Here is a 19,874-nt window from a genome sequence, read left to right as displayed (position 1 = left end):
CGTTCCTCAACTCCGAACGCTTCAACTTGTTTGGGACGCCTTCCGCCCGGCCACGCCCAAGTGGCCAGGGCATCCACGTTTTATTTCTCTCCGACCATGCCGACGGCACCCTCGGCTGGCGGATGCGATGTGGTCGGTCCCTTGTCGTGAGGCATCGTCATCACGAAGTTGACGATGTCCCAGATCTGGTCATCCGTGAGAGACTTTCCGCCAAAGGCCGGCATCGGTGTTCCTTTGATACCAACGTAGATCCGTCGGAAGATATCAATCGGCCGCCGTCCACCGCGGTAGATGTCGTTGGTCAGGTCTCGCGGCTTCAGCGGATTGGCCCAGTCGTCGTGCAGGCCCGGCACGTCGTAATCACTGCCGTCACGTCGCTTCTGCAGTTGGCGTGTCTGAAACCCGTCGCCGCGACCGGCATCGCCGTGGCAGGATGCACATTGAGCATCTTTGCCCAGGTAAAGCACCCGTCCATTCTCAACCGACGTTCGATTGGGGTCGGCGATCGAAGGTCCGAACGGATCGGGCCGAGCCGTCGAAGGGTAGACAATCGCGTCCTCATCATTGGCCGCTTCCCAAGCTTCCGCCAGATCGAGCATGCCGAACAGGGCGATTTCCGGATAGTCCTCGGCGATGAACTCTTCAAGCTCTTCGTTGAAGTCGGCTTTGATCTCCTGGATCTCTTCCGGGTCCGTGACGTCTTCGAGTTCTTCTTCCAGAACACTCGACGCAAAGTCGAGGCCGACTTCGATATTCAACGCCTGCTCGGTTTCGCCCCGCATCGCGAGGAACTTCACGTAATTAACGAGCCGGTCGATCTGCTCATCCGGCAGCATTTTGAACGACGGCATATAGGTTCCCGGGATTCCTTCCCGCAGGATATGGGCGAGGTCGGCATCAGAAGCCCGATCCTGGGGCCCGGTCGAGGTGAATTTGAATTTGCCCTGCCGATAATCGCGAGGCTTCGGTTCCATGTACTGAGCGGTCGGCCCGTTTCCATCGCCGCTCACGCCGTGACAGTGCAGGCAATGCTGAGCGTAAAGGCGTTCCCCTTCCGCGAGATAGCTGTTCGGAGCGGCGGCCAGTTCGAGTCCCGGTTCAATCAACTCGACATCGGGCAGCGGTTGAGTCAGCGTGATTGTTCCCGTTTCCGTGTCGTAAGCGGCAATGGTCAGCTGATCGAGGCCGTCCAGCGGGTTCGGCTGCTCTTCATCGAAAGCATCCATTTGAACATCGAATGCGTCTTCCGGATCGAACAGGAGTTCGAGCCGCTTTCCGACGAGATCGACTTCTTCCTCGGGCGTTTCGATCAGAAGTTCGGTCGGTTTCTCCGGATCGAAGTCGGCGACCGTCAGCGAGATCTGCCCGCGATCGACGGGGAAATAGACCGGAATTCGGGGGTCATCCGGGGAGCCGAAGTTGACCAGCACCGTCTCTTTGACAGCCGTTTCTGCCTGCGGCGCAAGGAGTTCGGTCTCTTCGGAGAAGCGGAACTGGCTGTCGACACGCTCGCAGCCCACCAGGCCGGCGAGCAGAATCACCAGCAGCGGCGTCGCAAAGCGGCATCGAGTTTTACAGGTCTTCCAGAATGGCATCGACGTCTCTGACATGCGGTTTCAGGCAGGAAAGACAAAGCGAGCGCGTACCGAAATCGTATTGAACGATCAGGTCGTTGGCTGGCTCCGAGGTCATTCGCATTGTCACGATCTGGCCACTGATATCAAGCCGGACGCGACATCAGGCCGCACGTTTGCGACAAAGTGACGCATAAGTGACGGGCGATCATTTTCCGATGCAAAACCGGCTGAAAACCAGATCGAGCAGATCATCGGTGTGCACCTGTCCCAGAATCATCCCGAGCTCCCTGAGCGAACCTCGGATCTCCTCGGCAATCAACTCATCGCCGGCGGTCGTTTCGGCCAGTGACCTCGCGGAATGAATGTGATCCCGCGTCCGATACAGAGCATCCCGGCAGCGAGCCGCACTCGTGGAAAGCAGTTCCGTCCGATGCACACTTCCCGAAGAAGCCCGATCGATCAGCAGGCTCCACAGTTCCTCCAGCCCGATCGCTTTTGCGACGCTTACGGTAACTTCTGCATCGCCGGAAGTGCCACCTAAATCAGACTTTGTGGCGATCTGAGTGACAGGGCGTCCGAGCCGTCGCAGTTCGGTGAATCGCCGGTCATCCAGTTCGTTCCCGGAATCGTCGGCAGACGAGCACCAGAGGATCAGATCGGCCTGTTCCAGCTGCAGCTGGCGATGCGACTGGGCCTGCTGCTGGATTTCATCGAGACCAAGCTCCCAGCCCGCGGTATCGAGAAATTGAATCCGCACGCCGTCCCGTTCCACCGTTGCCGAGAGATAGTCGGTCGTTGTGCCCGCCCGATCGGAAACGAGAGCCTGTTTTCCGGTGAGGGCATTAAACAGCGTGCTCTTCCCGGCATTCGGAAGACCGGCCAGAACAACGCGAAACTCGGGGCGGTTCATCATCCGCTCGCTGGCCGCTTCGCACAGGTCTTCAAGTTCCGCTTCAATCCGCACGAGCCGCTTCAGGAAGTCGCCGCGATCGACGAAATCGATGTCTTCATCGACAAAATCGAGCCCCGCTTCCAGATCGGCCAGATCCGACAGCAGATCGTCCCGCATGGTCCGCATCAGTGAGGAAATCCCGCCCGCCAGCTGCGTGAGGGCCTGATCGAGATCCCGTTCCGATTCGGCGTCGATGACGCCGAGGACGGCTTCGGCCTGCAATAGTGTCATCTTCCCGGTCAGCACGGCTCGCATCGTGAACTCACCCGGACCCGCTGGCCGGGCTCCCTGTTCATAGATGCGTCCCAGCAACGATTCGAGAATCGGGGGCGAGCTGATCGTGTGGATTTCAACCGTCGGCTGTCCGGTATAACTTCGCGTTCCCGGCCAGACGAACAGATCAATGTCGAGCGGTGCCCCAAAGGAACCGAAGGGAATGGTACAGCTGTAACGCTCCGCCGATCGCGTGCCGATCGTCAGTGGCGGGTTCGCTTCCCGCAGCAAACTGCCGGCAATGTCGAGAGCATCCGCCCCGCTGACTCGGATGATTCCCCGTCCGCCCGCCCCAGCCGGCGAAGCGATGGCGGCGATCGTCTGCTCAGGATCAATCTGACTGGGAGAATACATGCAACGGCTGCAGGAGATAATAAGTGGGCCACTGGCTCAGCCAGTGCCGGAGCAGGAGATAGATAAACACAGAAGCAGGTGCGGCAATATGCCCGGTTCGCACGGTGAACCGCATCGCTTATACTTGAGGTTCACAGCCCCAGCAACCACCGCATCCCGGATTGTTCTTCCTCTGAGCCCGGAAACCAACGTATGGAAATGCTCTCCGCCATCTGGTTACCCATCGTCGTCATGCTGTTCGCGCTGGCGATCGGCGGCCTGTCGTGGTTCTTTTTTGTTCGTTCGATCGAAATCCCCTGGGATGAACGGAACAAGAAATCACGCCCACAATCTCAGCGGCCAGAATCGTCGGCTGGCGTGAGAGAGCAGTCGTGACAGACAACACCAACGCTCCCCGCCTCGGCCTGCTCAGCTGCAGTGACTTCCTCTTCACCACGCGAATTCTCGATACCGCCCGTGCTCTTCAGCGGGAAGTGCGTATCCTGAAAGACGCTGCTGCGCTGGCTTCAGACTCTGGAACCGAGCCGCCTGGTTTGTGGATCATCGATCTCGATTCGGCTGGGGAAGCGGTCTCGCATGTCGCCGCAGTTCGAGAGCAGTATCCCGACCTGATGGTCATCGGCTTCGGCTCCCACGTCGAAGTCGACCGGCTGAAACAGGCGCGAGCAGCCGGGTGTCAGCTCGTGGTGCCGCGAAGTAAAATGACGACCGATCTGGTGAACTATTTGAATGAGTACCTCGACCCGCAGTCGTGAGCATATCACGCAGAAGGCTGCCGTTTGAGTGGGGCTAATTTCAGCGCTGCTTCGTCTTTTGCGCGAGAGAATCTCCTTTCAAGAACTCGACACAGATCGCCTTCTCCCACGGCTACGCCGCCCCGAAATCTTTCGGGGCCACCCGGATCGACTTGTTACTTCAATCCTCTGTCATCTCGGAAGGCTCGAAAACATGCCCGCGATCTTTCTCACCGAAGACGATGTCCGCCGCCTGGTCACGATGCAGGATGCGTTGGAGACGACCGAGCAGGCCTTTCAGCATCTCGCGACTGGAAACGCCGAGAACCAGTCCCGCGGCCGGCCGCGAACCAACAGTGTGATCATGCACGTGCTGGCCGGAGCCGATCGGGAACTCGATCAACTCGGGTGGAAGATCTACACGACCACGCGCGAAGGGGCCCGCTTTCTGGTCGGCATTTACGATGGCGAACAGGGGACGCTCTCTGCTCTGATTGAAGCCGATTATCTCGGCCAGCTTCGCACCGGAGCAGCGACCGGCGTGGCGAGCAACTATCTCGCTCTGGAAGAAGCCGACACGCTCGGGCTGATCGGCACCGGTCTGCAGGCGAGAACTCAGGCCTGGGCCGTGGCGGGCGTACGACCGCTGAAGAAGATTCTCGTTTACGGCCGCGATCCTGACCGCCGCAAAGAATTCGCCGAGACGCTCGCGGCTGATCTCAACTGCGAAGTCATTCCCGCCCCCTCGGCAGCCGAGGCGGTTCGGCCCTCGCAAATCGTCGTCACTGCGACGACCAGTAAGACGCCCGTCTTTCAGGGGACCGACCTGAAACCGGGAACGCACGTCAACGCGGTCGGCTCGAACTTCCTCAAGAAAACTGAGCTCGACGTCACCTGCTTCAAACGAGCCGACCTCGTCTGTTGCGACTCCCGCGACCAGTGCCGCCTCGAAGCGGGCGACTTCGTCGAATCACTGGAGCAGGGGTTTCTCGCCTGGGAAGACATTGGCGAACTGGCTGACGTTGTCGTCGGAGAACTCCGCCGCCCCGATCCCCGGTCCATCACGATCTTCAAGTCGGTCGGCCTCGGCATCGAAGACGTCGCCCTCGGTTCCCTCATCGTCCAGCGAGCCCGCGAACAGGGCATCGGCCAGCAGTTACCGTTCTAAAATAAGCAGCAAACGGGGAAAAAGATGAAAGACGAATTTGGTGAGGAATTTCCGGAACACGCGCGGGAAGTCTTTGAGTTTCGTTTCTCTCTAAATGCGGAAACGGACCGAGGTTGTGCACTCATGGTCGCATCGTTTCTTGATAGCAAGTTGGAACAGTTGCTTACCGCGAAGTTTGTGAACGATCAGAAAATAGCGACAGAACACTTGTCACAATCGGGGCCACTTGGGACTTTCTCCGCAAGAATTGATGCAGCGTACTTATTGGGACTGATCGGTGAAAATGTAAGGCGAGACCTTCATCTCATCAGACGGATTCGTAATGAGTTTGGTCATTCCCATCTTCCACTAGAGTTCTCGGACGATCGTATTCGTAACCGATGTAACGAGCTCTTTCACTTTCATTTGATCGAGCCAGCACATGATCCGAGAAAAATGTTTGTCAAGACGACTATATCAATCCTTGCTGTCTTGAACTCAGATTTGGAACGGATCAAGCATGTAGCTCCGGCCAAAGACCTGTTTCTGACAAAAGAGGAACTTAAGGCAAATCGGGAGAAACTCAAGCAGTTGGTTTCTCTTGCGATGGAATCTGAGACAGCGACCCAATTCATTCAGAAGATGGCGAACTTCTTCAAAGAGGAAGACGAGCCAACTGAGTAGTGGCTAATCTGCTCCAACAGTTGCATTCAAGTCACACAAGTAACCAATCGGCTACCGCCCCTACCGGCCGAGTTCCTCTTTCTTCGCTTCGATCGTGTCCTTGAGGATTTCGTCGAGCGTCATCTCCGGTTTGAAGCCGAGGGTTTCGTACAACCGTGTCGTATCGGGCACGCGGCGGCGGACGTCTTCGAAGTCGTGGCCGTAGTAGTCTTTGTAGGGCACGTACTGAATTTTCAGGGACGGATCGACCAGAGCGATCACCCGTTCGGCCAGTTCGCGGATCGAAATCGGCGTGTCGCTGCCGATGTTGAACAGGCGGTGTTCGAGGTTGTCCTGCCGCATCAGCCCGACGACGCACTTCACGACTTCACTCACGTGAGCAAAACAACGGACCTGTTCGCCGTCGTCGTACACGGTGGGAGCCGTTCCCTGCAGAGCCGCTTCGACGAAGCGGGGAATCACCATGCCGTAATTGCCAACCTGTCGCGGGCCGACCACGTTGAAGAAGCGGCCGATGACGACCGGCAGACCGAACTTCTGGTGATAGGCCAGGGCGAGGAACTCGTCGATTGCCTTGGAGCAGCCGTACGCCCAGCGGGGTTTCGAGGTCGGGCCGAAATGCAGATCGTCGTCTTCGACCCAGCGGTCCTTTTCGTTCTTGCCGTACGCTTCACTGGTCGAGGCGAGGAAGAACTTCTGCCCACCCTGAACCGCCAGACGCAGCAGCAGTTCGGTCGGGTAGATGTTGGTCTCGATCGTGCGGACCGGATCCTCGGCGACCAGCTTCACCCCGACGGCTGCGGCCAGGTGATAGACTTCGTCCTGTCCGGCCATCACTTCAGAAAGCAGCACGGGATCGGTGATCGAGCCGACGCGAATGGTGAGGTTCGGGTGATCCTTCAGATGATCGAGGTTGCTGGCCCGGCCGGTCGACAGGTTGTCCAGAATCGTGACTTCGTGACCTTCGTTGAGCAGATATTCGGTAACGTATCCACCAATGAAACCGGCCCCGCCGGTGATCAGACATTTCATAACAGATCCAGATTCTGAAGGAGCCGCTGGCTCGCGCGAGACATCGCTGATGAAGAGAATTTCGCTCTGTCTACGCGGTTACGCATGAAGATTCGGGAAAAAACTGCGGAAAACACGCCGTTCCGCTCGGATTGGCCATCGTATCCAGCCATCGGCGCGAACGGAAGCAGGGCGGCAATCGGGCTGCCTCCCCGGCCGAAAATTGATAGACTCTCTGGACAGCGGTACTGGTCGGGCGATTTCTCCCGACTGGCGGCCCTCCGGACGTTGCAAATTCCGGCGAACGGGCAAGAATTCCCCCGGCGGCTCGATCGTTTTCCCTCCGCCGGAACTCTCACTGCACGGGAGCCCCGCTCCTGATCCTGAACCAGCGAAATAGCCATGATTCAACGCAATCCGACCCGTTCCGTCGCCATCGGCTCCATCACCATCGGAGCAGGGCATCCCATCGCCGTGCAGAGCATGACGGCGACCAAGACTCCGAACATCGACGCCACGGTCGCCCAGATCCAGCAGCTGATCGGCATCGGAGCCGACGTGATTCGCGTCGCCGTCGATAGTAAGAAGGACGCGGAGGCTCTCAACGAGATCGCCCGCCAGGTCGACGCCAATCTCTCCGTCGACCTGCAGGAGAACTATCGCCTCGCCGAGGTGGTCGCTCCCAACGTGCAGAAGATCCGCTACAACCCCGGACACCTGTATCACCACGAACGCGACAAGCCGTGGCAGGAGAAGGTCGAGTACATCGTCAACGTCGCCCGCGAACACGACTGTGCCCTGCGTGTCGGCGTAAACTGCGGTTCGGTCGATCCGGCCAAGAAAGAGAAGTACGACCCGGAAGATTCGATTTCGCCAATGCTCGAATCGGCATTCGATCACTGCGACTTCCTCGACAGCCTCGGCTTCACCCGCTACGTCGTTTCGCTGAAAGACTCCGATCCGAAGAAGGTGGTCGAAGTCAACAAGCGGTTCGCGGCGAAGCGTCCCGACGTGCCGCTGCATCTCGGCGTGACCGAAGCCGGCATGCCGCCCGATGGCGTCATCAAAACCCGCATCGCCTTTGAACAGCTCATCGGCGTGGGCATCGGCGATACAATCCGCGTTTCGCTGACGGTTCCCAACGATCGCAAGTACGAAGAGATCGAAGCGGGTCGCGGCATTCTGGACGACATCGCCAACGGCCGCGTCCGCAGCGTGGTCGACTTCAACACGAACGGCCTGAACATCATCAGCTGCCCGAGCTGTTCCCGCGTCGAAAACGAAGCCTTCGTCGACCTGGCCGCCAAGGTCAAGGAAATGTCGGCCTATGCCAAAGACCACGACATCACGATCGCCGTGATGGGCTGCCGCGTGAACGGCCCCGGCGAAACCGACGACGCCGACCTCGGCCTCTGGTGCGCCCCCAACTTCGTCAACCTGAAAAAAGGCCCGGAATCCCTCGGAGCCTACCCCTACGACGAAATCCTCGGCCGATTGAAACAGGAACTGGATCAACTGATCGATTCGCGTCAGTTGTCGTAGAGCGGCTTGAATGCTGGAAGGTGATTGTTCGAAAGTAGGATCGCCCCGGTTGATTCAACCAGGGCTACCCGTTCTCGATTCATTTGAACCACAGAACGACAGAGGACACGGAGAGGTCTCTGGAGCATCCCTCTACACTCTCTGATCTTTGTGCCTCTGTGGTGAATTCCACTCGCTCCAGCTCAAGAGGAACTCGACCATTTCCAGTCCCGCACTTCCGGCAGGTCTTCGCCGTGTTCTCGGGTGTAGTGGTGATGCCGCTTCAGCGTTTCCTCACAGAGATTGATGGCTTGCTTCGCCGCTTCACTTTGTGAGGGCAGCCGCTTCAGTCCGTTCATTGCCAGGTGATACCGGTCGAGCTGGTTGCGGACGACCATGTCGAAGGGGGTTGTCGTGGTCCCTTCTTCGTTGTAGCCATGGACGTGGAAGTGGTGGTGGCTGCTGCGTTTGTAGATCAGTTCGTGGATGAGCGTCGGGTAGCCGTGGAAGGCGAAGATGATTGGGCGGTCATTCAGGAACAGCCGGTCGAATTCGACATCGGTCAGACCGTGCGGGTGCCGCGATTCGGGGTGCAGCTTCATCAGGTCGACGACGTTGATGACCCGGATCTTCAATTCAGGCACGTGCTGACGGAGCAGGTCGACGGCGGCCAGCGTTTCCATGGTCGGGACGTCGCCGCAGCAGGCCATGATCAGATCGGGGTCGCCGTCGTCGCTGCTGGCCCAGTCCCAGATGCCGATGCCGTTTGCGCAGTGCTCCGCGGCTGCTTTCATATTGAGCCATTGCGGCGAGGGCTGCTTGCCGCAGACGATGACGTTCACGTAGTCGCGGCTGTTGAGGCAGTGATCGGTCACGCTGAGCAGGCAGTTCGCATCCGGCGGCAGATAAATGCGAATGATCTCGGCTTTCTTGTTGGCCACATGATTCAGGAAGCCGGGATCCTGATGGCTGAAGCCGTTGTGATCCTGCCGCCAGACGTGTGAGGAGAGCAGGTAGTTCAGCGATGCGATCGGTTCCCGCCAGGGGACTTCGCGTGAGACTTTCAGCCATTTGGCGTGCTGATTGAACATCGAATCGACAATGTGAATGAAGGCTTCGTAACAGCTGAAGAAGCCATGCCGACCCGTCAGCAGATAGCCTTCCAGCCAGCCCTGACACTGATGCTCGCTGAGCATCTCCAGCACCCGACCTTCCGGGGAGAGACTGGTGTCCTCCGGCCGAATGTCCCCCATGAAACAGCGATCGGTCACATCAAGCACGTTGTCCCAGCGATTCGAGTTGTTCTCATCGGGACTGAAGAGACGGAAGTTCTTTGCGGTCTCATTCTCCTTCATCACATCCCGCAGTAGCGATCCCTGTACTCGCGTCGCTTCAGCTGTAACAGCTCCCGGCGCGGGGACGTCGACGGCGTACTTCCGAAAGTCGGGCAGCGTGAGTTTCTTGAGCAGCAGGCCGCCGTTGGCGTGGGCGCTGGCTCCCATGCGAAGCGTTCCCTCGGGGGCGAGGGCAGCGAGTTCGTCCATCAGCTTTCCCTCGGCATCGAACAGGCTGTCGGGGTCATAACTGCGGAGCCAGTGTTCGAGCACCGAAAGGTGATCGCTTTCATCCATGTGCTTGATCGGCAACTGGTGACTCCGCCAGAACCCTTCCGTTTTCTTACCGTCGACTTCCTCCGGACAGGTCCAGCCTTTCGGAGTTCTCAGAACGATCATCGGCCAGGTTGGGCGGGAGATCTCTTCCCCGTTCCGGGCTCGCTGCTGGATGTCGTGAATCTTTCGCAGGCATTCGTCCAGCGTGGCCGCGAACTGCTGATGAACGTTCGGGGGATCGTCTCCCTCCACGAAGTGTGGCTCGTATCCATAGCCGGTCATCAGACTGGCCAGCTCCGACTGCGGAAGCCGCGCGAGCACCGTAGGGCTGGCGATCTTGTAGCCGTTGAGATGCAGGATCGGCAGCACGGCTCCGTCCCGTTTCGGATTCAGGAACTTGTTGCCGTGCCAGCCGGTGGCGAGTGCTCCGGTTTCGGCTTCGCCATCGCCAACGACACAGGCAACAATCAGATCGGGGTTATCAAAAGCGGCTCCGAACGCATGGGAAAGGGAGTAGCCGAGCTCGCCGCCTTCATTGATGGAACCGGGGACTTCCGGCGAGACATGGCTGGAGATTCCGCCGGGGAAGCTGAACTGCTTGAACAACTTCTGCAGGCCCGGCTCATCTTGCGTAATCTCGGGATAGAACTCGGAGTATGTCCCTTCAAGATACGTCTGGGCGACGAGCGCAGGCCCGCCATGTCCAGGGCCGGTGATGTAGATCACGTTGAGCCGGTCCTGTTTGATGACCCGGTTCAGATGAACGTAGATCAGATTCAGCCCGGGGCACGTTCCCCAGTGCCCCAGCAGCCTGGGTTTGATATGCTTCTGCTCCAGCGGCTGGCGAAGCAGGGGGTTGTCGAGCAGATAGATCTGCCCGGCCGAAAGATAGTTGGAAGCCCGCCAGTAGCGGTCGATCAGATCAAGTTCACGATCGGTGAGCACTGCAGTGGACATGGTGTTCTCCTGCCGGAGCAGAATGTCGTTAGATGATTTCAACGGCCTTGCGCGCCATTTCGAGCTCTTCATCGACCGGGATCATCCAGATGTCGATCGTTTTTCCCTCGGGAGAAATTCGGGCCGGATGTTCGGGATCGGCCGAACCGTTTCGTCCGGCATCGACTGTAATTCCGAGCCCGTCGAGATTCTTGAGCATCCGTTCGCGGAAGGTCGGTGAGTTCTCGGCCAGTCCCCCGGAAAAGACAATGGCATCGCAGCCGTTAAGCACTGCAATCATTGCGCCGAGATAACGGCGGAATCGATGCCCGTAGACTTCGAGAGCGAGTTCGGCATTCCGGTTTCCCTCAGCGGCCGCCGGTTCGAGATCACGGATATCTGCACTCAATCCGGAAAGCCCAAGCAGCCCGCTCTTTCGATTCAGTAATTCCTCCAGGTCATCGGCGGTCATTCCACTCCGGACAAGTTCGATGAGAATCCCCGGATCAACATCCCCCGAGCGGGTCGACATCACCAGACCTTCAGTCGGCGTGTAACCCATTGTGGTGTCGATGCTCTGTCCATCGCGGATTGCGCACAGGCTCGCGCCTCCACCAAGGTGAACGCTGACCAGCCGCAGCCCCTGTTCGGATCGTTCGGTCAGCCGGCAATACTGGCGAAGACTGTTCCCGTGAGCGAAACCATGAAACCCGAAGCGGTGGAAGCGGTCGCCCGGTTCGAGTCCAATCGCGTACCGGGCGGCTTCCGCGGGGATGGAGCTATGAAAAGCCGTGTCGAACACCGCGATAACGGGAAGTTTGGGCCGGGCCTTCTGAACCGCTTCAATCACAGCGATATCGGTCGGCAGATGCTGCGGAGCCAGGTGCGAACGGCTACGCAAATCCTGCAGGAGTTCCGGGGAGACAGGCTCCGGATGGAGATGGTCGGAACCTCCGTGTACGACACGAGCCGCGACGAAGTCGATTGGATGATCGAAACCCTGTTCGAACAGATCGCGGACCGCGGCTACGGTCTCATCGCCTCTTACGCCTTCCACGTAACCGGCCGACAAAATTTGTTCGTTCTCGACGCGAACCAGTTTATACTTGAGGGTGTTGCTGCCCGGGTTCAGGGATAACACATTCACTGTGGGACCTCCGTGGCGGATTCGTCCTGAGTGCGAGAGCAGTCGCCGGCGGAACACCTCTTCTGTTCCGGTCGGTTCCGATTATTCTGAATGATAACACTCCTGAATCCGACCGCGAGATGCGAATCCACGGTTTCCCATTGTAAACGATTAAGGTGCAACAATGACGACTCTCTGGCTGGCGGCTGGCAATGCTCTGGCACGCCTGGTCTTCGTGGATAAGGCCACTCGGGTGGACCTGCTGTTGCTGGGCAAACCGGTCCGCTGTGTCGCAGTCGATCCACTGCGTCCCGAGCTGCTCTATTGCGGCACCTTTGGCGAAGGACTCTGGCGAAGCGAAGACTCCGGCGAGAACTGGGAGCCGGTGGGAAAGAGCTATCCGCATTCGCAGGTGTTATCGGTCGCGGTCAGTGCCAGCGAATGCCCGCACGGCTGCGGAATCGTTTATGCCGGCTCGGAGCCGAGTGAGATCTATCGTTCCAAAGACGCCGGTTTGCAATGGCACGAATGCGAAGGACTGACGGAGCTGCCGTCGGCGGATGAATGGAGTTTTCCGCCGCGACCGGAAACGCACCACGTCCGCTGGATTCAGCCGGATCTGCGGAGCGATGCGTTGTTTGTTGCCATTGAAGCCGGGGCGCTGGTCACCAGTCCGAACGCGGGCGACAAGTGGTGTGATCGCCAGTCGGAGGCCCCGATCGATACCCATCAACTGGCGATGCATCCCAAAGCGAAAGGCCGCCTCTACGCCGCGGCTGGCGATGGTTACTTTGAAAGCACGGACAATGGGAAGAGGTGGACCCAGATTCACAACGGACTGAAGCACCACTACGTCTGGAGTGTCGCCGTTGATTCAGGCGATCCGGAAACGGTGATTGTTTCCGTCGCAGCTGGCCCGAGGCAGTCGCATGATGTCGACGAAGCCGAGTCGCATCTCTACCGCAAACACGGCGACGAATGGGAACTGCTTCACGAGGGCTTGCCGGAAGGCAAGGGGCGCCGCACGGCTTTGCTCGCCGCCCATCCGAAACAGGCCGGAACGTTCTTCGCCGCCTGGGAAGAAGAACTGTACCGCTCCACCGACGGCGGCCAGAGCTGGGAAGAAATCGAAATCCCCTGGCCCGACGAGTACCAGGTCGACGAACCTCATCAACTCGTGGTTCTGGTCCACGAAAGTTGATCAGGGTCGGGTGCAAGGCAACGCAGGCGGGGTTAGGCGAAGCCGTAACCCAGCCTGAACGCGCATTGTTCTGAGACGCGGCTGGCGCGGCCTCTTGTCGCTTTCGCAACCCGCCCGCTGAGGCGGTCGGGCCACCCATGAAACCGTCATCCAGCTTATGACTGCGACTGAACGTCGAACCTACTCGGCGAGTTGAACGTCGAGGGTGATCTTCGTGTTGAAGAGCTTCGAGATCGGGCAGCCTTCTTTGGCTTTGCCGGCAAGTTCTTCGAACTTCTTCTGATCGGCTCCCGGGACTTTGCCCTTCAGCGTGAGATGGATCTGCGTGACTTCGAAGCCTTCGCCGACTTTGTCGAGTGTCACTTCGGCAGACGTTTCCATCTTGTCGGCGGTCAGGCCGGCGTCGCCGAGAATCTTGGAGAGAGCCATCGTGAAGCAGCCGGCGTGGGCGGCTCCGATGAGTTCCTCGGGGTTCGTTCCCTTCTGTCCCTCGAAGCGAGTCGAGAACGCATACGGATAACCCGACAGAGCTCCACTTTCGAGCGAAACTTCGCCCTTGCCGTCCTTGAGACCACCCTGCCAAACCGCTGAACCCGTCCGTTTGATCGCCATGTGCATCGCTCCTGAAATGAATGTGTGTCTATCTGCGTTTCGTGTATCGTAACAGCGGAAATCGGACACGCCAGCCCCCCGCAGCCGCGATTTCACCCACAGTTCACACAACGATCCTGTGTGCTGCCCACGCTCGCTTGGACATGCTGAATGGGACCAGATCATCGCCTCCGTTCATTCCACTCGCTCGACCAGCTATGCTGAAGGGACTTCAACAGACACCCTTCGAGCGCAGACGGAGAACATCATGGGACGGCAGCAGGGACTTGTGCATCCGCGGGATGAGATCATGCGGGCGATGGAGCGGATTTATCGCTCGCGGATGACGACCACGTCCGGCGGGAATCTTTCGATTCGGGATGACGCCGGGAATATCTGGATCACGCCGGCTCGCATCGACAAGGGCGATCTCAGCCGGAAGGACATCGTCTGCGTGAAGCCGGATGGCTCGGTCGACGGGCCGCATCCGCCGTCGTCGGAGTTTCCGTTTCATCAGGCGATCTATCAGGCCCGGCCCGATCTGCGGGCGATTGTGCATGCGCATCCGGTCGCCCTGGTCGCCTTCAGCATCTGCCGGCAAACGCCCGATACGCGGCTGTTTCATCAGGCTCATTCCGTCTGCGGAAAGATCGGCTTCGCTCCGTATGCGCTGCCGGGCAGTCAGAAACTCGGGGACAGCATCGCGGCGAAGTTTGCCGAGGGCTGCGAGAGTGTCATTCTCGAAAATCACGGCGTGGCGGTCGGCGGGGAATCGCTGGCTCAGGCGTTTCAGCGGTTTGAAGCGTTCGAGTTTGCCGCGAAGACGATCATCAAAGGGAGGCAACTCGGTGAGATCCGCTATCTGACCGATGCCGAACTCGATCAGGCGCTGCAGCGCTCCGTCTCCCTCGAATCAACAACTGACTGGCCGGTTTCTGTGGAAGAGATCGAACTGCGGCGGCAGCTTTCGCTGTTCCTGCGACGTGGCTGCCGGCAGCGACTGTTCATCAGCACGGAAGGAAGTTTCTCGGCTCGACTCGGAGAAGACTCGTTTCTGATCACGCCAACGCAGCAGGATCGCGAAACGCTGGAGATCGACGACTTCGTGCGGGTTGAGGGGGAGTATCGCGAAGCCGGGAAGAAGGCGAGCAGGGCGGTGTTCGCGCACCGGGAGATCTACCGCAAACATCCGCATGTGCAGGCGATTGTCTTTGCTCATCCGGTGAATGCGACCGCGTTCAGCGTGACTGAAACCCCGCTCGACGTGCGGACGATTCCGGAGAGCTACGTCTTTCTGCGGGACGTCGATCGGGTGCCGTACGGCGTGCAGTATCGCGAGGGGGAAATCGCAGGTTACATCAGCGAGGCCTGCCCGGCGGCTCTTCTGGAGAACGACGGCGTGCTCGTGACCGGTTCCAGTGTGCTCGATGCGTTCGACCGGCTCGAAGTGCTGGAGTCCACTGCGGAGGCGGTGATCAACGCCCGCTGCATTGGTGAAGTCTCTTCGATGAACGATGCGGTGATTGAAGAACTCCGCGTCGCGTTCAAGTTGCCTTCGCCGCAGAATTGACCCCGGCTTCCCGTCCGTGGACAATCGACGGATCGCATCTGTCCAGTGAGTCGAGAGGATATCCCTCGCCGAACCGCCTGTTTCACTCGGAGGTCCCATGTTTGGAAGAGTCGCTCTGCTATTGAATGACGTTCGCCCACTCCGGTGGACCTGTCTGATGATCGCGGCTTCGCTGATGGCGGGGCTGGTCTTCGAAACAGGTCTGGTTGCCGCTGAGAAGAAGTCGCAGCCGAACATCGTGCTGATCATGGCCGATGATCTCGGCTACGAGTGTCTCGAAGTCAATGGCGGGAGTTCGTACGAGACACCGCGGTTGAATGAAATGGCAGCCGAGGGGATGCGGTTCACCCGCTGTCATTCCCAGCCGATCTGCACCCCGACGCGCGTGCAGATCATGACTGGTCTGTACAACCAGCGGAACTACGTGCGGTTCGGCCTGCTGGAGCCGAGTCAGACGACCTTTGCTCATGTGCTCAAGAAGAACGGCTACCGCACCTGTATCGCGGGGAAGTGGCAGCTGGAAGGGGGGCTCGAGGGGCCGCATCACTTCGGCTTCGACGAGTACTGTCTGTGGCAGCTGACGCGGCGACCGAGCCGGTATCCCAACCCCGGGCTGGAAGTGAACGGCGAAGAGATCGACTATCCCGGCGGCTACGGCCCCGATGTCGTCAACGAGTATTTCTGCGACTTCATCGAAAAGAATTCCGAGGGGCCGTTTCTGGTGTATTACCCGATGATCCTGCCGCACTGGCCTTTCGAGCCGACGCCCGACAGTGAGGAATGGGATCCGAAATCGCCCGGAGCGAACAACAGTCAGAAGAATCCCGAATTCTTTGTCGATATGGTCAACTACACCGACAAGATGGTCGGCCAGGTGCTCGATCAGCTCGACGAAACTGGAATCCGGGACAACACGCTGGTCCTGTTCACCGGCGACAATGGCGCGGCGACCAGTGTCACCTCGGTTCTGGATGGCGAAACGTACAAGGGAGGCAAGGGGAGTCCGACGCGACAGGGGATGCATGTCCCGCTGATCGCCAGCTGGCCGGGGACGATTGAACAGGGAGCGGTGAACGGGAATCTCATCGACTTCACCGATGTCTTTCCCACGCTGCTCGATGTCGCCGGCGTGAAGGCTCCGAAGAAGCTCGATCTCGACGGGCTCAGTTTCCACTCGCAGCTCGTCGGCAATGAGGGGCCGGTTCGCGATTCGATTTACTGCTGGTACGCCCGCAACGGCGGGAAGACCGGCGTCGAGTTTGCCCAGGGCCGGACCTTCAAACTTTACCGCGACGGGCGATACTATAACATTGAAGAAGACTGGAAAGAAAAACAGCCGCTGAACGTGGAGAACCTCTCCGGCGAGGCGGCTGATGCTCATCAAAAACTGCAGGCGGTTCTGGACCGGTACGAAGGAACCCGAGTGATGCTGGCGGACCCGGCCGCGAAGGCCGATGCCGGCTCGTCGAAGCAGGAAAAGCAGAAGACAAAGAAGAAGAAAAATGAAAAAGCGAGTTCTTAGTGTCGGTCAGTGCGTTCCGGATGACGGAGCCCTGTTGCGGTTCCTGACGTCCCATTTCGATGTCGAACTGGTCCGCTCGCCGGACAAGGAAGACGCTCTCAAGCGGATTCGCACCGAACAGTTCAATCTGATCACGGTCAATCGCAAGCTCGATGCCGACTACAGCGACGGCATGGACGTGATTCAGTCGATCCAGCAGGATCCGGACATCAACACGACGCCGGTGATGCTGGTTTCGAACTATCCGGATGCTCAGGAAAAGGCTGTTCAGATCGGAGCCGAGTACGGTTTCGGTAAAATGGAATACGAAAAGCCGGAAGTCGTCGAACGCGTCGGCAAGTTCCTGAAGTAATCTGGGGCGGATCGATTTTCTTCGTCAACAACGTCGGATGGCGCTGGCTCTGTCAGTGCGAAAAGAAAGCCGGCGTGTTCGAAACACTGGCGGAGCCAGTGGCATACGTTGATGATTGATTTTAGTTCCGCCCTCTCATCATTGCCGGCTGCGGCTGGCTCCCTTCACCTATTGAGCCCGCTGCTGGAGAGTTCATGCCTGCCTACGAACAGTCCCGGATGATGAAAGCCATTCGCCGCGAACCGGTCGACACCACGCCGATCTGGATCATGCGGCAGGCGGGACGCTATCTGCCCGAGTACATGGCCGTCCGCAGTAAGGTGACGTTCATCGAGCTTTGCCACACGCCGGAACTGGCCGCCGAAGTCACGTTGACTGCTCAGCAGGTGCTCGGCGTCGACGCCGCGATTCTGTTCGCCGATCTCCTCCCGATGCTCGTGCCGATGGGCATCGACCTGACGTATGAAAAAGGCGAAGGGCCGAAGATTCACAACCCGTTGCGGACGGCTGCCGATGTCGATCGCTTTAAGGAAGTCGAATCGCTCGACGATCTTGGCTTCGTGTACGACGCCATTCGGCTGATTCGACGGGACCTGCCCGAAGACATTCCGCTGCTCGGCTTTGCCGGGGCTCCCTTCACGCTCGCTTCGTACGCCATTGAAGGGGGCGGCAGCAAGAGCTACATCGCGACAAAAACGATGATGTACAACGACCCGGCGATGTGGGACGCCGTGATGTCGCGGCTGTCGAATTCGATCTCGCGGTATCTGATCCGTCAGTTCGAAGAAGGCTGCCAGGCCGTGCAGTTGTTCGACAGCTGGGCCGGATGCCTGTCGCCGGACGACTACGAGAAGTACGTCTTTCCTTACACGCAGAGAGTGATTGAAACCGTTTCTGCTCACGGGCCGGTGATCAACTTCCTGACCGGCAACCCCGCCCTTCTGCCACTCCAGCGAGAAGCGGGCGGGGCAGTGATGGGGGTCGACTGGCGTGTCGATCTTCGCAAGGCCTGGGCGGTCCTGGGGCACGACGTCGCCATTCAGGGGAACCTCGATCCGGTCACACTCTTCGCCGACATTCCCACGATTCGCGAACGAGCCGCCGCGGTGCTGGAGAAGGCGAATGGACAGCCCGGCCATATCTTCAATCTCGGCCATGGCGTGATGCCGGACATGAAGCCGGAGAACGTGAAAGCTCTGGTTGAGATCGTGCACGAACTGGGTGCGCGCTGAGGTGTCTGGCATGTCGCACGACCAGCCGCAGCGATGGGCCGTGATCGGCGGAGGCATCAGCGGACTGGCCGCCTGCCATCGCCTGGTCAACCTGGGTAGATCGGCATCGCGGCCGGTCGCGATCGATTTGTTCGAGTCCTCGGATCGTCTGGGCGGCGTCTTCGGCACCATCGAGCAGGATGGTTATCTGCTCGAGACGGGAGCCGACATGTTCATCACGAACAAGCCGGCTGCGCTTGAACTGTCGAAAGAACTGGGGCTGAGCGACCGGCTGATCGAAACCGACAAGCGATTCCGCAAGAGCCTGATTCTCCGCCGCGGCCGCCCGCTGCCCACGCCGGTCGGGTTCGATCTGATGGCTCCGCGCGATCTGAAGGCCTTTCTGAAAACGAAGATCCTCTCCCCGGCCGGGAAGATGCGTGTGCTGCAGGAATACTTAATCCGGCCGCAGCCTCAAGAGGATGAATCGCTCTCCTCGTTTGCTCGTCGCCGGTTTGGCCGAGAGGCGTTTGAGCGAATGATCCAGCCGATGATCGGCGGCATCTACACCGCCGACCCCGACAAGCTGGGACTTCGCTCCACGCTGCCTCGTTTTCTCGAGATGGAAGCCGAGCATGGGAGTGTGCTCAAGGGCGTGCTTCACGAGGCAAAGAAATCGAAAGCCAGGAAGGCTTCCGCTGAAAGCCAGGCGAGCGGCGCCCGTTACGGACTGTTTCTTTCGTTCGATCGCGGCATGTCGGTGCTGCAGGACGCACTCGTCTCGGCGATTCAGGATGACGTTCAGATCCGTTCCGGGACTCCGGTCACTCAGGTGTCAAAGACCGATGATGGGCGATGGAGCGTTACATCGCGAGAGCAAACGGAAACCTACGATGCTGTCATTCTCGCCGTGCCGAGTCATGTGGCTGCCGGCATACTGCGAGAAGCTCTACCGGAGTTGACCTCATCTCTGCAGCAGATCGAGTACGCCTCGGCGGCTATCGTGCTTACCGGCTATCGGCTCGATCAGATTCAGCACGACATGAAATGCTTCGGCCTGGTGATCCCGGCGATTGAACAGCGGAAGGTTCTGGCCGTCTCCTGTACGAGCCGTAAGTTTCCGGATCGAGCTCCCGAGGGGCGTATTCAACTCCGCACCTTCATAGGCGGGGCGCTGCAGCAACAGTTGCTCGAACAGTCCGATGAGGAACTGACCGAGCTGGCCTGTGGCGAACTCGAACAGATCTTCGGCATTCAGGGAAAACCGGAGCTGACTCGAGTCGTTCGCTGGAACGGGGCCATGCCTCAGTACCACGTTGGGCATCAGCAGCGAATCAGCGAGATCGAACGGCAGTTCTCAGAACAGCGCGGTCTCGAACTCGCCGGAAATGCTCTGCATGGCGTGGGCCTGCCGGATGTGATTCAGACCGCCTGGAACCGCGTAGAACAGAGCTGGCGTGAAATTAACGTCACCTGATCGGAGTTGAGAGGTGTGAGCAAAT

Annotated in this window: 17 protein-coding genes; 11 read left to right on the top strand and 6 right to left on the bottom strand. The window is 59.1% G+C overall.

Features of this window, described 5'->3' with window-relative positions:
• Positions 1-80 precede the first annotated feature (80 nt).
• Entirely contained in the window at positions 81-1,610 is a 1,530-nt protein-coding gene (locus L1A08_RS07735; RefSeq protein WP_238755754.1) for a c-type cytochrome, read from the bottom strand.
• Positions 1,611-1,782: 172 nt separating this feature from the next.
• Positions 1,783-3,156 (bottom strand): tRNA modification GTPase, encoded by a 1,374-nt coding sequence (locus tag L1A08_RS07730; protein WP_238755753.1) that lies wholly within the window; start codon positions 3,154-3,156, stop codon positions 1,783-1,785.
• A gap of 192 nt (positions 3,157-3,348) precedes the next feature.
• Here L1A08_RS07730 and L1A08_RS07725 point away from each other — a divergent pair, with 192 nt between their 5' ends.
• From L1A08_RS07725 to L1A08_RS07710, 4 genes are all read left to right on the top strand, one after another.
• The gene (locus L1A08_RS07725; protein WP_238755752.1) at positions 3,349-3,531 is read left to right on the top strand and encodes a hypothetical protein; all 183 of its coding nucleotides are present in this window, start codon (positions 3,349-3,351) and stop codon (positions 3,529-3,531) included.
• A complete protein-coding gene (locus L1A08_RS07720) occupies positions 3,528-3,911 on the top strand; it encodes a hypothetical protein (protein WP_238755751.1) in 384 nt (127 codons plus the stop codon). The genes L1A08_RS07725 and L1A08_RS07720 overlap by 4 nt, the downstream gene beginning before the upstream one ends.
• A 193-nt stretch (positions 3,912-4,104) precedes the next feature.
• Complete coding sequence (locus L1A08_RS07715; protein WP_238755750.1) at positions 4,105-5,058, top strand: ornithine cyclodeaminase family protein; 954 nt, start codon at positions 4,105-4,107, stop codon at positions 5,056-5,058.
• 24 nt (positions 5,059-5,082) lie between these two features.
• Positions 5,083-5,721, top strand: coding sequence for an MltR family transcriptional regulator (locus L1A08_RS07710; protein WP_238755749.1), 639 nt, complete (start codon positions 5,083-5,085; stop codon positions 5,719-5,721).
• Between the two features lie 60 nt (positions 5,722-5,781).
• Here L1A08_RS07710 and L1A08_RS07705 read toward each other — a convergent pair whose 3' ends face one another.
• The gene (locus L1A08_RS07705; RefSeq protein ID WP_238755748.1) at positions 5,782-6,753 is read right to left on the bottom strand and encodes an NAD-dependent epimerase/dehydratase family protein; all 972 of its coding nucleotides are present in this window, start codon (positions 6,751-6,753) and stop codon (positions 5,782-5,784) included.
• A 381-nt stretch (positions 6,754-7,134) separates the two neighbouring features.
• Here L1A08_RS07705 and ispG point away from each other — a divergent pair, with 381 nt between their 5' ends.
• Positions 7,135-8,274 (top strand): (E)-4-hydroxy-3-methylbut-2-enyl-diphosphate synthase, encoded by a 1,140-nt coding sequence (ispG, locus tag L1A08_RS07700; RefSeq protein ID WP_238755747.1) that lies wholly within the window; start codon positions 7,135-7,137, stop codon positions 8,272-8,274.
• Positions 8,275-8,456: 182 nt separating this feature from the next.
• On the opposite strand, the gene L1A08_RS07695 is transcribed toward ispG, so the two are convergent.
• Positions 8,457-10,820, bottom strand: coding sequence for a phosphoketolase family protein (locus L1A08_RS07695; RefSeq protein ID WP_238755746.1), 2,364 nt, complete (start codon positions 10,818-10,820; stop codon positions 8,457-8,459).
• A 28-nt stretch (positions 10,821-10,848) separates the two neighbouring features.
• Positions 10,849-11,946 carry an acetate/propionate family kinase gene (locus L1A08_RS07690; RefSeq protein WP_238755745.1) on the bottom strand — a complete coding sequence of 366 codons (1,098 nt, stop codon included), beginning with the start codon at positions 11,944-11,946 and terminating at the stop codon, positions 10,849-10,851.
• A gap of 163 nt (positions 11,947-12,109) precedes the next feature.
• On the opposite strand from L1A08_RS07690, the gene L1A08_RS07685 reads away from it, so the two are divergent.
• Entirely contained in the window at positions 12,110-13,126 is a 1,017-nt protein-coding gene (locus tag L1A08_RS07685; RefSeq protein ID WP_238755744.1) for a WD40/YVTN/BNR-like repeat-containing protein, read from the top strand.
• Positions 13,127-13,306: 180 nt separating this feature from the next.
• Here L1A08_RS07685 and L1A08_RS07680 read toward each other — a convergent pair whose 3' ends face one another.
• Positions 13,307-13,738 (bottom strand): OsmC family protein, encoded by a 432-nt coding sequence (locus L1A08_RS07680; RefSeq protein ID WP_238755743.1) that lies wholly within the window; start codon positions 13,736-13,738, stop codon positions 13,307-13,309.
• A 247-nt stretch (positions 13,739-13,985) separates the two neighbouring features.
• On the opposite strand from L1A08_RS07680, the gene L1A08_RS07675 reads away from it, so the two are divergent.
• The 5 genes from L1A08_RS07675 (at position 13,986) to hemG (ending at position 19,849) form a co-directional block, all read left to right on the top strand.
• On the top strand, positions 13,986-15,287 hold the full coding sequence (locus L1A08_RS07675) for a class II aldolase/adducin family protein (protein WP_238755742.1): 1,302 nt from the start codon (positions 13,986-13,988) through the stop codon (positions 15,285-15,287).
• A 97-nt stretch (positions 15,288-15,384) separates the two neighbouring features.
• A complete protein-coding gene (locus L1A08_RS07670) occupies positions 15,385-16,809 on the top strand; it encodes a sulfatase-like hydrolase/transferase (protein WP_238755741.1) in 1,425 nt (474 codons plus the stop codon).
• Entirely contained in the window at positions 16,790-17,161 is a 372-nt protein-coding gene (locus L1A08_RS07665) for a hypothetical protein (protein ID WP_238755740.1), read from the top strand. Before L1A08_RS07670 ends, L1A08_RS07665 begins: the two co-directional genes overlap by 20 nt.
• Positions 17,162-17,355: 194 nt before the next feature.
• A complete protein-coding gene (gene hemE, locus L1A08_RS07660; protein WP_238755739.1) occupies positions 17,356-18,393 on the top strand; it encodes a uroporphyrinogen decarboxylase in 1,038 nt (345 codons plus the stop codon).
• Positions 18,394-18,403: 10 nt separating this feature from the next.
• Positions 18,404-19,849 (top strand): protoporphyrinogen oxidase, encoded by a 1,446-nt coding sequence (gene hemG / locus L1A08_RS07655; RefSeq protein WP_238755738.1) that lies wholly within the window; start codon positions 18,404-18,406, stop codon positions 19,847-19,849.
• Positions 19,850-19,874: the final 25 nt, after the last annotated feature.

The sequence above is a fragment of the Rubinisphaera margarita genome, assembly GCF_022267515.1.
Taxonomy (GTDB): domain Bacteria; phylum Planctomycetota; class Planctomycetia; order Planctomycetales; family Planctomycetaceae; genus Rubinisphaera; species Rubinisphaera margarita.
Note: the sequence above shows the minus strand (reverse complement) of the source record. Positions and strands in the feature narration are given on the sequence as shown.

Coding starts and splice junctions, on each gene's coding strand:
- hemG (WP_238755738.1), top strand. CDS start 18,404: ATGTCGCACGACCAGCCGCAGCGATGGGCCGTGATCGGCGGAGGCATC.
- L1A08_RS07725 (WP_238755752.1), top strand. CDS start 3,349: ATGGAAATGCTCTCCGCCATCTGGTTACCCATCGTCGTCATGCTGTTC.
- L1A08_RS07685 (WP_238755744.1), top strand. CDS start 12,110: ATGACGACTCTCTGGCTGGCGGCTGGCAATGCTCTGGCACGCCTGGTC.
- L1A08_RS07675 (WP_238755742.1), top strand. CDS start 13,986: ATGGGACGGCAGCAGGGACTTGTGCATCCGCGGGATGAGATCATGCGG.
- L1A08_RS07735 (WP_238755754.1), bottom strand. CDS start 1,610: ATGTCAGAGACGTCGATGCCATTCTGGAAGACCTGTAAAACTCGATGC.
- L1A08_RS07665 (WP_238755740.1), top strand. CDS start 16,790: ATGAAAAAGCGAGTTCTTAGTGTCGGTCAGTGCGTTCCGGATGACGGA.
- hemE (WP_238755739.1), top strand. CDS start 17,356: ATGCCTGCCTACGAACAGTCCCGGATGATGAAAGCCATTCGCCGCGAA.
- L1A08_RS07715 (WP_238755750.1), top strand. CDS start 4,105: ATGCCCGCGATCTTTCTCACCGAAGACGATGTCCGCCGCCTGGTCACG.
- L1A08_RS07695 (WP_238755746.1), bottom strand. CDS start 10,820: ATGTCCACTGCAGTGCTCACCGATCGTGAACTTGATCTGATCGACCGC.
- L1A08_RS07680 (WP_238755743.1), bottom strand. CDS start 13,738: ATGGCGATCAAACGGACGGGTTCAGCGGTTTGGCAGGGTGGTCTCAAG.
- L1A08_RS07730 (WP_238755753.1), bottom strand. CDS start 3,156: ATGTATTCTCCCAGTCAGATTGATCCTGAGCAGACGATCGCCGCCATC.
- L1A08_RS07670 (WP_238755741.1), top strand. CDS start 15,385: ATGTTTGGAAGAGTCGCTCTGCTATTGAATGACGTTCGCCCACTCCGG.
- L1A08_RS07705 (WP_238755748.1), bottom strand. CDS start 6,753: ATGAAATGTCTGATCACCGGCGGGGCCGGTTTCATTGGTGGATACGTT.
- ispG (WP_238755747.1), top strand. CDS start 7,135: ATGATTCAACGCAATCCGACCCGTTCCGTCGCCATCGGCTCCATCACC.
- L1A08_RS07710 (WP_238755749.1), top strand. CDS start 5,083: ATGAAAGACGAATTTGGTGAGGAATTTCCGGAACACGCGCGGGAAGTC.